12 protein-coding genes are annotated in these 12,645 nt (G+C 55.3%); 4 read left to right on the top strand and 8 right to left on the bottom strand.

Annotated features, from left to right (window positions below; genetic code table 11):
- Positions 1–632: 632 nt before the first annotated feature.
- Positions 633–1,451, bottom strand: coding sequence for a hypothetical protein (locus GPK89_RS09405; protein WP_215692598.1), 819 nt, complete (start codon positions 1,449–1,451; stop codon positions 633–635).
- 9 nt (positions 1,452–1,460) lie between these two features.
- On the bottom strand, positions 1,461–2,057 hold the full coding sequence (locus GPK89_RS09400) for a helix-turn-helix domain-containing protein (RefSeq protein ID WP_215692597.1): 597 nt from the start codon (positions 2,055–2,057) through the stop codon (positions 1,461–1,463).
- A gap of 136 nt (positions 2,058–2,193) precedes the next feature.
- On the opposite strand from GPK89_RS09400, the gene GPK89_RS16610 reads away from it, so the two are divergent.
- Both GPK89_RS16610 and GPK89_RS16605 read left to right on the top strand, forming a co-directional pair.
- A complete protein-coding gene (locus tag GPK89_RS16610) occupies positions 2,194–2,430 on the top strand; it encodes a DUF1016 N-terminal domain-containing protein (RefSeq protein ID WP_346344849.1) in 237 nt (78 codons plus the stop codon).
- Positions 2,423–2,908 (top strand): PDDEXK nuclease domain-containing protein, encoded by a 486-nt coding sequence (locus tag GPK89_RS16605; protein WP_346344848.1) that lies wholly within the window; start codon positions 2,423–2,425, stop codon positions 2,906–2,908. The genes GPK89_RS16610 and GPK89_RS16605 overlap by 8 nt, the downstream gene beginning before the upstream one ends.
- Before the next feature lie 5 nt (positions 2,909–2,913).
- Here GPK89_RS16605 and GPK89_RS09390 read toward each other — a convergent pair whose 3' ends face one another.
- The 4 genes from GPK89_RS09390 to GPK89_RS09375 form a co-directional block, all read right to left on the bottom strand.
- Entirely contained in the window at positions 2,914–3,537 is a 624-nt protein-coding gene (locus GPK89_RS09390; RefSeq protein ID WP_215692596.1) for a helix-turn-helix domain-containing protein, read from the bottom strand.
- A 561-nt stretch (positions 3,538–4,098) separates the two neighbouring features.
- Positions 4,099–4,344 carry a hypothetical protein gene (locus tag GPK89_RS09385; RefSeq protein WP_215692595.1) on the bottom strand — a complete coding sequence of 82 codons (246 nt, stop codon included), beginning with the start codon at positions 4,342–4,344 and terminating at the stop codon, positions 4,099–4,101.
- Positions 4,345–4,785: 441 nt separating this feature from the next.
- Complete coding sequence (locus GPK89_RS09380; protein ID WP_215692594.1) at positions 4,786–6,060, bottom strand: GDSL-type esterase/lipase family protein; 1,275 nt, start codon at positions 6,058–6,060, stop codon at positions 4,786–4,788.
- A 204-nt stretch (positions 6,061–6,264) separates the two neighbouring features.
- Positions 6,265–6,918 (bottom strand): ECF transporter S component, encoded by a 654-nt coding sequence (locus tag GPK89_RS09375; RefSeq protein WP_215692593.1) that lies wholly within the window; start codon positions 6,916–6,918, stop codon positions 6,265–6,267.
- 133 nt (positions 6,919–7,051) lie between these two features.
- Between GPK89_RS09375 and GPK89_RS09370 the strand changes: the two genes are divergently transcribed.
- The gene (locus GPK89_RS09370) at positions 7,052–8,464 is read left to right on the top strand and encodes a PLP-dependent aminotransferase family protein (RefSeq protein ID WP_215692592.1); all 1,413 of its coding nucleotides are present in this window, start codon (positions 7,052–7,054) and stop codon (positions 8,462–8,464) included.
- A gap of 119 nt (positions 8,465–8,583) precedes the next feature.
- Here GPK89_RS09370 and glyA read toward each other — a convergent pair whose 3' ends face one another.
- Both glyA and hisB read right to left on the bottom strand, forming a co-directional pair.
- Positions 8,584–9,840, bottom strand: coding sequence for a serine hydroxymethyltransferase (glyA, locus tag GPK89_RS09365; protein ID WP_252261606.1), 1,257 nt, complete (start codon positions 9,838–9,840; stop codon positions 8,584–8,586).
- A 123-nt stretch (positions 9,841–9,963) separates the two neighbouring features.
- Positions 9,964–10,551, bottom strand: coding sequence for an imidazoleglycerol-phosphate dehydratase HisB (gene hisB, locus GPK89_RS09360; RefSeq protein ID WP_215692591.1), 588 nt, complete (start codon positions 10,549–10,551; stop codon positions 9,964–9,966).
- A 194-nt stretch (positions 10,552–10,745) separates the two neighbouring features.
- On the opposite strand from hisB, the gene dnaK reads away from it, so the two are divergent.
- Positions 10,746–12,521, top strand: coding sequence for a molecular chaperone DnaK (dnaK, locus tag GPK89_RS09355; protein ID WP_215692590.1), 1,776 nt, complete (start codon positions 10,746–10,748; stop codon positions 12,519–12,521).
- Positions 12,522–12,645 lie beyond the last annotated feature (124 nt).

The raw sequence follows: 12,645 nt of genomic DNA, 5'->3' as shown, positions 1-12,645 counted from the left end.
TCTGTACTGCATATAGTGCATGCTGTGCTCTTCTTTTGTGTAAGCAAACATACACTAGATTTTTTGCTGTCTGAGTTTGTAGATGTCCCGATACAAAGGTGTATGCCGTACATCTTCGGCCACCTCTACAAAGTACGGCCAAATGTGTCTTGTGACCGTCTTTTCACATCTGACGTTTTGTGTGCTACGAATCCCACAGAGTGCGCCGAGAATGGCATTATGCCGGAGGACATACTTAAAAGTTGCCAGACGTGTCTAGCAATTTGGAGTGCTGCGCCAGAGTGGGCTGCTGTCAATTTTTGATAAAAATGGGGGAAAAAATTATCATCGTGATAGAGATCGGCAAAAGTTATTGTAGAATGACGATGTTCGAATTACACACAGCGAAAAAACTTTGTCTCAATCATATCTTAGCTATTAGATTCTCCAGTCAGAGACTGGAAAATTGAGCTTAAAGATAGATTGCGTTTTGCCGGAGTCGCTATTAATGTTATCAATTGCGTAAATTATTTGCCATTTATACAATGACCTGTGAATTGAGGTCGTGTAAACAATCAACATTTTTTAATCACATTGCATTTGCTGTATTGTGCCGCATCTTTTTTCCTGATTCGCTCTGACTCACGTTCAATCTACCTAACGAGATACCCATAATGGCGCATCTGGCGGCGGATAAGGGCTTCACAGCGGTCGCAAATTTCTTGGCTATAGGCGGTTCGATAGCTATCGATGAGCGCCTTTACATCGTTTGTGCTAAAGTTGAAGTGAAGCTGTATGCCGTATAATTCCTCAGCAGCATCTAACTGTTCGTCAAAATATCTCGAAAAAGGCTTGGCTTCAACAGTTTTTAGGCAATCCTCTAAGCTTCTTTCCAAGGGAAAATCCATATTGGTATCCGCCAAAAGCGACAAGCCATTATCAAATAATGGGCACAGTGCATAGGTATCGTCTGCGGCGTTGTATTGAACAGCAATATTGTTGGTATGTCGATCTTCGTTTAGGAAAAATGCATCAATCTCCAGCATCGAGGTCAGATATTGCCCAAAGTTTTGTAGTCCGGTTGTCTGTTCAACGAAGTTTACCAGAAATTTTATCTGATTCTTGATTTCCCCTTGATGAGCTGTATCTACTGCAAGGCTCCCGCCGGTAAATTTTCGATACAACTTTTCCAATGGAATAAGGTCATAACCGTCCGCGAGAAAATCAGCACTTTTACAGCCACTGTAAACTCGGTCTTTGTACTTGATTTGCGAATACTCATAAACGACAAAGGGGTACTTAATGGTTGACTTTGCCAGCATGGCAGAAACAATCGTTTCCGCCAGCCCCTCATAACCCATGTGGTCAGCCTTGTACCAATACCCGTCACATTTCCATTTTAACTGATTTCCCTTGGATGTATGGTTCAGCGTTTCCTGCGGTTCAAGTTTGCTTAAATCAATTATTTCCATAAGCCCTCCTTACGCAGCGATGTTACGGATCATCTGCACCCACTGTTTGTCCCCAGCCATGCGCCCGTTTGTCTTTTCAATAATCAACAGCGGATCAAAGAAAGGAATATCCATCTCCCGGAGAATGCCTTTCAGACCGGCTCGGCTGGCGGGCAGGCATCTTTCTTTCAAGAATTCCTCGAAATCTGCCCAGGACGGATTTTCTACAACGCCAAACGCCCGCAAAGGGATTCGGTCGGTGTAGTTCTTCATGCGGACAACTTCGTGCTTGAAATCAATGTCAATGACCGTACATAGCTGCTGACCATTCATAAAGTTCATCCGCATGGTAAAATCTGGGTCCGTGCTGAAATGCTCGGCGTTATAGATATACTTATATATGGTCTGGCGCGACACGCCGAACTGTTTTGCAATCTCGGTGTTGCCGATGCCTTTTCTATGCAGTTCCAAAACCTCTACGGTCTGGTCGGGGGTCAGCTGCGCCTTGCGACCCGCATTGCGCGGATTTGGATTATTGATTTTCAGCATCTTTGCAAGTTCTCGCAGTTCATCCAAATCAGATGTGCCAAAAATCTCTTTTATTTGCTGTTGGTAATCGCTTGGCATCCAGTATCCCTCCCAAGTCGTTTTCTACTATTACTATATCGTGATTTCGGGAAAATGTCAACAAATTAAAATATTTACATACAAGATGCAGCAGTTCTATCTCAGCTATCCAATTTTCCAGACAGTGTCTGGAGAATTGAATTGGTCGCACTACTGCGAGCTGCTGTCCATCTCCGATAAGGAAAAGCGCAGCTTCTATGAAAAGGAAGCAGTCAACGCCGGATGGTCTGTCCGTGAGATGAAGCGGCAAATCGATAGTTCTCTGTTTGAGCGTCTGCTTCTGTCCCGCGGTGATGCCAACAAAGAGCAGGTTTTGGCGCTGGCTGAAATACGCCAAGCCGGAGGACATCATCAAAGACCCGTATGTGTTTGAATTTTTAGGTCTGCCGGAGGAAAAGCCATTCCTTGAAAGCGACTTGGAAGCGGCACTGGTGCGGCAAATCGAAGATTTCCTGCTGGAACTTGGTCGGGGCTTTATGTTTGTCGGCACGCAGCAGCGGGTCACTGTGAATAACATCCACTACTATGTGGACATGGTGTTCTACAACAAGATTTTGCATGCCCTTGTGCTGATCGAGTTGAAAACCACCAAACTCACGCCCGAAGCTACCGGGCAGATCAATATGTATCTGAATTATTATGCTGCGGAGGTCAACGACCCGGAAGACAATCCGCCCATCGGCATCATCCTCTGCACCGATAAGGACAGTGTAGCGGCTGAATATGCCTTGGGCGGGTTATCAAACCAGATTTTTGCTTCTCGGTATGTCCTGTATATGCCGAACAAGGAGCAGCTTATCAAGCAGGTGGAAGAAGTCTTAAAGCGCTGGCACTCCCATGAGGGTGACTAAGCGCGTCATCTGGCTTTGCGCGAGTTGCTAATTGCTCTGATTGCGGTGTAGTGTTTTCCACATTTTCGGCTGATCTCGTTGAAAAAATCGGATGTCACAAATTCCAGCAGCCATACTTTGGGAATCATATACTTGGGTGTCTGCAAGATGGTTTTCAGCAAGCCCCTGCTGCACCATTTCAGAATTGTGTGGCGTTGATAGCCTGTCACCTCGCAGACTTGCGCAACGGTCAATACATCCGGGTAATTTGCCAGTTGCTGCTCGTACCATTCCTTGGCCAGCAGCCGTTCTTCGCCCGTATAGTTCAGCTTGCGCTCTAACGATGCGGCAGGTTTCTTATGCTTGGGGTAGTTGTAATACCACCCGCTGGGCGGAGTGTAGCGCATCGGGTCGGACTCTCGGCGGTAGAGATACTCGGCAACATCTTTCTTGGCGATTTTATAGCAGCGCGTTTTCTTTCCGTTGTTTTTGCAGGGAACAAGCCCGCTTTGCAGGAGATAAAGCGAAGTGCGCGTCCCGATATGGCATACAATGCGGAAATCGTTGCGGCTCATCGGGTCCGGATAAGGCGTTAGGATTACTTCGATTTTTTCTTTCAAAGAGTCATTGCTTACAGTTTCTTTCTTCATTTCGGGTTCTCCTTGTTTGTAAAGTGGAACCCGAAAAATCACTACTTCATTTTTTTGTTTCTTGCATTTTTCTCATTCGTGTCCGCAAACCTGCACCATTATCCGGCTTTTTTGGCAGGGGTTATCTTGCATCTTATCTTGCATTTCTCCCAAAAAGCCGCCATTTTTGCCCCAAAACGGGCGATTTTGCTTCTTTTCGTACCTACATTATTTTTTGGTTGTGGAGCAGTATTATCCCTACACACATCGTCCAAAATCAGCGGACAAACCAGCCTGCATCAGCCTTGGTTATCACCATATTACCTTTTCAAAGATTAACTCGAAATCAATTTAACAGCAATGCCACGTGGGTTCAAGTTCCTTCATCCGCACCAAAAGAAAAATACCTAAGAACGTAAGTTTTTAGGTGCTTTCTTTTTGCCATACTGCACTTTTTACCGCACCGCGCACTGGTACGCGCCCTGGCTTTCCAGATATTCTATCAGGCGTTCTTCTACGCTACCGCCGTGCTGCCACGATGCAAAGCCTGTGCCCCTGTATGCGTGATGTTGTATAACCCCATCATGGAACCAGCGCAGCGGTGGCGGGCTTGTGGCCTGCGCCGTCGGTCATGATCTTGTACACGTTGGTGTGAATCTCCGGCACGACCATCTCGCGCAGCTTACGCGCCAGGGCAGTGCCTGCTTCAAGCTGGCCTTGGGTTTCGTCCTCGTCCAGCTTGTCCACGTTGAAGATGAACGAGCGGTCATCCGCAATGATGTGGATGATTTTCAGGAAGAATGGCTGCAATGCCACAGGATTGACCAAGAGCGAAGTATCCGGGATGACAAAAAGAAACTGGAACAGGCAAAGAAACGCCTTTCCGAAAAGAGGGAATCGCTTCCGGCTTGCCACTGCCAGATTCCAATGAGTTCGATATGCCTTTTCATCTGAAGCTTACCAACAAGCAAACAAACGATGTACTGTTGAAGCCTTGTTTATGAGGTTCATTTCTCCTATTCGTCCCGGAAGAACGGACTCTTGTAAGCTCACGCAGAAACCTGCGGTCAGCTTCACTTACAGAGTAGCATAAATTCCTCTTTTGAATAGTCTTTTAAGCGGATTTCTCTATCCGCTTTTTTGCCGTACCATTTTTTCTGAAACCACAAACAAACCAGCCCGCAGAATCTTTGCTGTGTAATTCTGCGGGCTGGGTTCTATTTCTTTGGGAGGCTAACGAAGTGACATTGCTGTGCAGGGGTGTGCTTTTTATTCTGTCGGGGCTGGCTGTTTCTCCGCCGCCTGGTCGGTGGAGGGCTGCTCAGCCGCCGGGGCTTCGGTCACGACCGGCTCTGCGGTGGGCACAGCCGTCGGTTCCGGGGTGGGCGTGGGGACCTCGGTAGGTACGGCCGTCGGCTCCGGCGTAGCGGTGACTTCCGGCGTGGGGGCGGCTTCCGGTGTGGGAGTCGGCGTTTCCTCAATCACCGGCTCCGGTGTGGGGGTGGCCTCGACGTAATTGACGTTTTCCTCGGAAGAACTGCTGTCCTCGATATACTCAGATTCAGAGGAGACCGGTTCCTCGGTGCTGGCGGTGGAACTGACGACCGGCACCGTGTAGGTGACGGCGTCCTTGTCGCCTGTGTGCTTGGGGATGGTGGTCAGCGCCGGGCGGTCATCCTCCGTGATATAGCTGTGGGTGCGGATATAGTTGAACAGTGCATCCATCGCGCTGCGGGTCAGGTGGATGCCGTCGCTCGTCTCCACATAGCCGCTCTTGGCGTAGCCGGTGGCGGCGTCCTTCAGAACCTCGGCGCTGTTCAGGAACTTCCAGCCCTTCTCCTGGCACATTTCCACCAGGGCCTTGTTGTACTCGTCCACCTGGGTCTGGGTCAGGCTCTGGTTGGAGTGCTGCTGCCCGATGGGCGGGATGGAGTTGACGAGGATATCCACGCTGGGGTAGGCCGCAACAACGGTCTCGATGCCCGCCTGATAATTCTTGACGAAATCCGCTGCTTTGTAGCTGGGATTCAGGTCGTTGGTGCCAAAAGTCAAAATGACCCGGCGGGGCTGCAATTTTGCCACCGCCTGGGACATTGTCACATAGCTTGATGAGGTGCTCAGCTGCACGCAGGCAAAGGTGGCCAGGTTGCGGGCGCTCATGCCCACAGAACCGATGGCGTTATCGTAGGAGCAATAGTCGAACATACGGTACATACGCGCCGTGTTGCTGTCGCCCAAAAACAGAGTCTCGTCTATGTAGCTTTCGCCTGCGTCGGCGCTTTCCTCCAAAATCGTGGAGGTGTACGCCTGGGTGTCGATGGTGTTTTCCTCTTTATTATAACCGCTCTCGGTCACCATGGATGCGCTGTCCACCGTGGAGGTGCTTTCCCCATCCGCTTTGCCGAGGTCCAGCCCGCCGATGAGCGCCAGCGCCACGCCGATGCTGACCAGCAGCATCACGCTGCACAGGGCCAGCACCAGATACATTTTGCTGCGCATATCCAGCGGCCGCTTTTTGGATTTTGACTTGGTTTTGCCTGCCATGAAAGATTCCTTTCGCGTTGGGACGTGTAACATTTACAGAATATATAACCCAATTTTACTACAAATCCACTGTAAAAGGAAGTCTTTTCGCAATTTTTACATAATTTTCCAGCAAAAACAAAAACCCCGCCGAAGCGGGGGTAAACAGAAATGGAGGATGGCGTTGTTTATTAAGGCCTTTCCCCAAGGGAAAAGGCTTAAAATTTACTCCTTCGGCAGCAGATGCGCCTTTTCCAGCGCGGGGCGCAGGGCGATGTACAGGATGACTGCGCAGACGGTGGAGAGCAGCGAGTTGACCAGCGTGACGCCGCTGGTGATCTTGGTCACGACGGAGACAAACTCTGCAGGCTGGCCAAAGATGTACAGGTTGCGGAAATAGCCGACGAACGGATCGGTAAACACGTTGACCAGCAGGCCGCTGAACGCAGATGCCGTGACGGCGGCCACATACTTGACCTTGTTGTCTGTGGGGAAGGTTTTGAGGTGGATGACCTTGTGGGCCACCGCACCGCAGACCAGGCCGATAATAAATTTCAGGATAAAGCTGGTGATGGCGTAGCCAGGGTCACCGGCCACGATATCCGCCAGCGCCAGGCCGATGGCACCGGCCAGACCGCCGGAAACGCCGTCCAGCAGCATGGCGGTCAGCGCCGTGAAGGTGTTGCCCAGGTGGAAGCTGGACCCAGTGCCGAACACATTCGGGATGCGGAAAAACTCATAGGCGACAAAGCTCAGGGCAGCCATGATGCCGATGATGCTGATTTTCTGGACGGTGAACTTGGTTTTGGTCAGCGCTGCGATCAGCAGTGTCAGGGCTACTACGACAAAAAACAGCAGCCAAATCGTTGCGGTAGACATGATTCTTAACTCCCCCTAATTTTCTTATTGACATTTTCCTTCCGGGAAGGTATGTTTTTATTATACAAATTTCTGGTTCCAAATAAATGCCCAGTTTTTGAATTTTTTATAGGGCCAGATGAAGGAGCAAACGATGATCGAACTGGACCCCAGCCAAAAAGCACCGCTGTATGAGCAGCTTTACGCCGCCCTGGCGGATGAAATACGTACTGGGCAGCGTGCCGCCGGTACGCCGCTGCCGGGCCGCCGCACCATGGCCGCGCAGCAGGGCGTCAGCGTCAACACGGTGGACACAGCCTACCAGATGCTGGCCGCCGAGGGGCTGGCCGAGGCGCGCCCCCGCAGCGGCTTTTACGTGCAGAGCACCTACGGTATGCTGCACAGCCGCGCCCGCCGCACCCCCGCCGCCCCGGTGCCGCCACCCGCTGCACCGGCGGGTCCTGTGCCGCTGTATGACCTGTCCACCGGCAGTGTGGACACGGCGCTGTTCCCGGCACACAGCTGGGGGCGCATCCAGAAAGAACTGCTCTACCAGCGGCCCGAGCTTTTACAGCGCGGCGAGATGCAGGGCGACGCGCCGCTGCGGGCGCAGATCGCCGAATATTTGTCGGTGTACCGCGGCGTGGACTGCACACCGGAACAAATCGTCGTCGGCGCAGGTATTGAGTACCTGCTGGGCTGCCTGGCGCACCTGTTCCATGATGGGATGGCGGCCATCGAAAACCCCGGATACTCCCGCACGCGGACGGTCTTGCAGAACAGCGGCATCCCCTGCACGCTGGTGGACATCGACCGTGAGGGCTTACCCGCCGCCGCGCTGGAAAAGAGCGGCGCGAACCTCTGCTACCTGACGCCGAGCCATCATTTCCCGACCGGCGTCACGATGCCCGCGCCCCGCCGCGCCCAGCTGCTGGCCTGGGCGGCGGCACAGCCCGGGCGGTACATTTTGGAGGACGACTACGACTCGGAGTTTCGCTTTGATACGCGGCCTTTGCCCAGCTTGCAGGGCATGGCAGGCCCGGACGGCCCGGTCGTCTACCTGACGACCTTTTCCAAAAGCCTTGCACCGGGCATCCGCATTGCCTGTATGGTGCTGCCACAAAGCTTGTTGGCCCGCTACCGCCGCGATTTTGCGACCTATGCGAACACGGTCAGCCGGTTTGAGCAGCAGACCCTTTGCGAGTTCATGGCGGGCGGGTATTTTACCCGGCACCTGGCCCGGATGCGCCTTGCTTACAAGCGCCGTATGGAGGCATTCGCGGCGGCGCTGCGCGCGGCCCTGCCCGGCGTCGAGCTGGACGGCGTACACAGCGGCCTGCACTTTCTGCTGACGCTGCCCGGCGCTGGCGGCGAGCGGGCCATGGTGGCCGCCGCTGCGCAGCAGGGCGTGCGGCTGCGGGGATTGAGTGAGTATTACCTGGCCCGCCCCGAGCTGTGCCGGGAGGATACGGTTGTGGCGGGGTATTCCGCGCTGCGGGAGGAAGATGTGGAAAGGGTTGCCCAGGCGCTGGCAAGGGCGTGGCTTTGCGCACCCGGCAATGGGTAAAGCTCCTCCGACCTTCGCTTCGCTCGGCCTGAGGGGCTTTACAACCTTGCCCCAACCACCCACAAAAAAATCCCGCCGAGGTATACACCTCGGCGGGACGGTTTATTTATTGCTCAAAATCACTCATACAGCGGGAACTTCGCAGTCAAATCGGCAACGCGCTTGACAATATCGTCCTTCTTGCCTGCAAAGTCAAAGATGCAGTCTGCGATGCAGTCCGCAATCACCTTCATCTCGTCAACGCCCATGCCGCGGGTCGTCACGGCGGGGGTGCCAATGCGCACGCCGCTGGTCACAAAGGGGCTGCGCTTCTCGCCGGGCACGGTGTTCTTGTTGGCGGTGATGTGTACCTCGTCCAGGTTGTGCTCCAGCTCCTTGCCGGTGCACTCCTCGTCGGTCAGGTCGATCAGCAGCAGGTGGTTGTCCGTGCCGCCGGAAACCAGCTTCACGCCGCGGGCAGTCAGCTCGGCCTCCAGTGCCTTCGCGTTTTCAACGATCTTGCGGGCGTACTCTTTGAACTCCGGCTTCAGCGCCTCGCCAAAGCAGACGGCTTTCGCAGCGATGACGTGTTCCAGCGGGCCGCCCTGCGTGCCGGGGAAGATGGCGGAGTTGATGCGCTTGATGAGATACTCGTTGTTGGTCAGGATCAGGCCGCCGCGGGGGCCGCGCAGCGTCTTGTGGGTCGTGGTGGTCACAACGTCGGCGTAGGGGACCGGGTTCTGGTGCTGGCCGCCTGCTACCAGACCGGCAATGTGGGCCATATCCACCATCAGCATCGCGCCGTAGCCGTGGGCAATCTCGGCCAGCTTCTCAAAGTCGATGGCGCGGGGGTAGGCGGATGCACCGGCCACGATCAGCTTGGGGCGGACCTTCGCCACCTGCTTGGCCAACGCGGCGTAGTCGATGCGGCCATCCTCGGCCGAGACGCCGTAGGAGACGAAGTTGTAGTTCTTGCCGCTCATGTTCACGGGGGAGCCGTGGGTCAGGTGGCCGCCCTGGGACAGATCCATGCCCATGACAGTGTCACCGAGGTTCAGCAGCGCAAAGTAAACCGCCAGGTTCGCCTGTGCGCCGGAGTGGGGCTGCACGTTGGCGTACTTGGCACCGAACAGCTTGCAGGCGCGGTCAATAGCGATCTGTTCCACCTGGTCCACGTACTGGCAGCCGCCGTAGTAGCGGTGGCCGGGGTAGCCTTCGGCGTATTTGTTGGTCAGCACGCTGCCCATGGCCGCCATCACAGCAGGGGAGACGATGTTCTCGCTGGCAATCAGCTCAATGTTCTGGCGCTGGCGGCCCAACTCACGGTTCATGGCCGCGCCCAGCTCGGGGTCATAGCTTTCCACATAGCCGATGGTGTCAATGATGTCCTTGTACATACTGCTTTCCCTCCTATTATATCTGCCAACGGCGGAAAACGGGCACGGGCGGATATGGAATCCGCCCCTACCGTAGGGGCGCATTCTATATGCGCCCGTCGTTTCCACCGCCGAACATTTCCCTTACAGCGTCCCCTTTGTCGATAACACGCCGTCGATCCGCGCATCCTTGCGGGTGGCAGCGTCCAGGGCTTTGGCAAAGGCTTTGAACATGGCCTCCAACTTGTGGTGGTCGTTCTCGCCGTACAGCACTTTCAAATGCAGATTCATCATGGCGCTGTACGATACCGCGTAGAAAAACTCCCGCGCCATCTGGGTGTCCATGCCGCCGCAGCTCTGCCCGGCAAAGGCAGCGTCGTACACAAAGTAGGGCCGCCCGCCCAGATCCACGGCGCAGAGCGCCAGCGTCTCATCCATGGGCAAAAGGCAGCTGCCGTACCGCACAAGACCTGCCTTGTCGCCGAGGGCCTCCTTGATGGCGGTGCCCAGCGCAATGCCGATATCCTCGATCGTGTGGTGGCAGTCAACGTCCAGATCGCCGTGGCAGGTCACGCTCAAGTCAAACAGGCCGTGGCGGGCAAAGCCGTCCAGCATATGGTCAAAAAAGCCAATGCCGGTGTGCAGGTCTGCCTTGCCGGTGCCGTCCAGGTTGATGATCAGCGTGATCTGCGTCTCCCGCGTGTTGCGGGTCACAGTCGCGGTGCGTGCCATGAAAAATTCCCCCTCTTTAGTGCGTTAAACTAAATATAGCACGCCAGACAAAAAGCGTCAACGGAAAATTGCAGATAACTTACTTTTATAAAAATCACTGTAATATTTACGAAATCGCAACACATTTTCCTGCGGCAAACGTTACAATAGAAACAAGAGTTAAAATTGTCTTTTTTGAAAGGACAAACACCACCATGGCAAAAATGATCGGAATTGATCTGGGCACCACCAACAGCTGTGTGGCGGTGGTCGAAGGCGGCAAGCCGGTCGTCATCCCCAATGCCGAGGGCCAGCGCACAACGCCCTCGGTCGTGACCTTCACCAAAGCGGGGGAGCGGCTGGTCGGCGAGCCTGCCAAGCGGCAGGCTGTGACCAACGCCCCCCGCACCGTGACCAGCGTCAAGCGGCTGATGGGCAGCGAGACCCGCGTGCCCATCGATGGCAAGTGCTACACGCCGCAGGAACTGAGCGCGCTTATCCTGCAAAAACTGAAGACCGACGCCGAGGCCTACCTGGGCGAGAGCGTCACCGAGGCGGTCATCACTGTGCCCGCCTACTTTAACGATGCCCAGCGCCAGGCCACCAAGGACGCCGGGCGCATTGCGGGGCTGAATGTGCGCCGCATCGTCAACGAGCCTACGGCCGCCGCGCTGGCCTACGGCCTGGACAATGGCCGCGCCCAGACCGTCATGGTCTATGACCTGGGCGGCGGCACGTTTGACGTGTCGCTCATCCGCATTGGCGACGGCATCGTGCAGGTGCTGGCCACCTGCGGTGACAATTTCCTCGGTGGCGATGACTTTGACGAGCGCATCATGAACTGGCTGGCCGAGCGGTGCAAAACCGAGCACGGCATTGACCTGACGAATGACCGCGTGGCGATGCAGCGCCTGCGGGAAGAAGCCGAAAAAGCAAAAAAAGAACTTTCCAGCGCGAAACAAACAGATATCAACCTGCCGTTTATCACCACGACCGCCGAGGGTGCGCTGCATTTGCAGACGACACTGACCCGTGCCAAGTTCGAGGAACTGTGCGCCGATCTGATCGAGCGGACGGCCCTGCCGGTGCGCAACGCTTTGAGCGACGCGCACATTTCGGCCAGCGACCTGGACCAGGTCTTGCTGGTGGGCGGCTCGACCCGCATCCCCGCCGTGCAGGCAAAAGTCATGCGGATGACCGGGCTGGAACCGTCCAAATCCCTGAACCCCGACGAATGTGTTGCCATGGGCGCAGCCTTGCAGGCCGGGCGGCTGGGCGGCGAAATGCTGGCCGGCCCTGGCGAGGGCCTGCTGCTGATGGATGTGACTCCGCTGACCCTCTCGATCGAGACCGTCGGCGGCGTGGCGACACATCTGATCGAGCGCAACTCAACGATCCCGACGCGGTTCAGCAAGGTATTCACCACCGCCGCGCCGTTTCAGAACACCGTGCAAATCAAGGTTCTGCAGGGCGAACGCGAGTTCGCCAAAGACAATAAGCTGCTGGGCACCTTTACCCTGCGAGGCATCAAGCGTGCCTGGGCGGGTGTGCCGAAAATTGAGGTGACGTTCGACATTGACGCTAACGGCATTGTCAAGGTCAAGGCCCGCGACATGGACACCGGCAAGCAGCAGAGCATCACGATCTCCGGAACCTCGAATTTGAGCGAGGAGGAGATCACCCGCGCCATGCGCAACGCCGCTGCCTTTGCCGGGCAGGACAAGGAGCGCAAGGCCGCCCTGGAGGCCCTGAACGCGGGCGAGGCCGCGCTCTACCGCGTGAACACAGCGCTGGGCAGCAAGGTCGGCAAGGCGCTGGACCGCGAGACGCGCGGAAAAATCAAGGACGCAGAACGCGCGTTGGAGCGCGTATTACGCCATAAAAAAGCCGATAAGCTCACCCCGGCGGATGTGACCGCCATCAACGCCACCCGGGAGGCGCTCTCCACCGTCGCCGCGCCATTGGTGGCGCAGTGGGAGAGTGAAAAATGATTTTGCCTTCCCCTTTTGGGGGAAGGTGGCGCGAAGAGCCGGATGAGGGGCGGATTTGCCATGACTGCCCGATAATGGGCTGCATTGGCACGCTTGCCCCGCATCAGTCTGCTTCGCGGACAGC

The sequence above is a fragment of the Gemmiger formicilis genome, assembly GCF_018784445.1.
Classification (GTDB): Bacteria; Bacillota; Clostridia; order Oscillospirales; family Ruminococcaceae; genus Gemmiger.
The sequence above is the reverse complement of the archived record's forward strand: the minus strand, read 5'-3'. Positions and strand labels throughout refer to the sequence as shown.

Bases quoted from the DNA above. Each gene is read 5' to 3' on its own strand.
- GPK89_RS09405 (WP_215692598.1), bottom strand. From the start codon at position 1,451: ATGGAAATAATTGATTTAAGCAAACTTGAACCGCAGGAAACGCTGAAC.
- GPK89_RS09400 (WP_215692597.1), bottom strand. From the start codon at position 2,057: ATGCCAAGCGATTACCAACAGCAAATAAAAGAGATTTTTGGCACATCT.
- GPK89_RS09390 (WP_215692596.1), bottom strand. From the start codon at position 3,537: ATGAAGAAAGAAACTGTAAGCAATGACTCTTTGAAAGAAAAAATCGAA.
- GPK89_RS09380 (WP_215692594.1), bottom strand. From the start codon at position 6,060: ATGGCAGGCAAAACCAAGTCAAAATCCAAAAAGCGGCCGCTGGATATG.
- GPK89_RS09375 (WP_215692593.1), bottom strand. From the start codon at position 6,918: ATGTCTACCGCAACGATTTGGCTGCTGTTTTTTGTCGTAGTAGCCCTG.
- GPK89_RS09370 (WP_215692592.1), top strand. From the start codon at position 7,052: ATGATCGAACTGGACCCCAGCCAAAAAGCACCGCTGTATGAGCAGCTT.
- glyA (WP_252261606.1), bottom strand. From the start codon at position 9,840: ATGTACAAGGACATCATTGACACCATCGGCTATGTGGAAAGCTATGAC.
- hisB (WP_215692591.1), bottom strand. From the start codon at position 10,551: ATGGCACGCACCGCGACTGTGACCCGCAACACGCGGGAGACGCAGATC.
- dnaK (WP_215692590.1), top strand. From the start codon at position 10,746: ATGGCAAAAATGATCGGAATTGATCTGGGCACCACCAACAGCTGTGTG.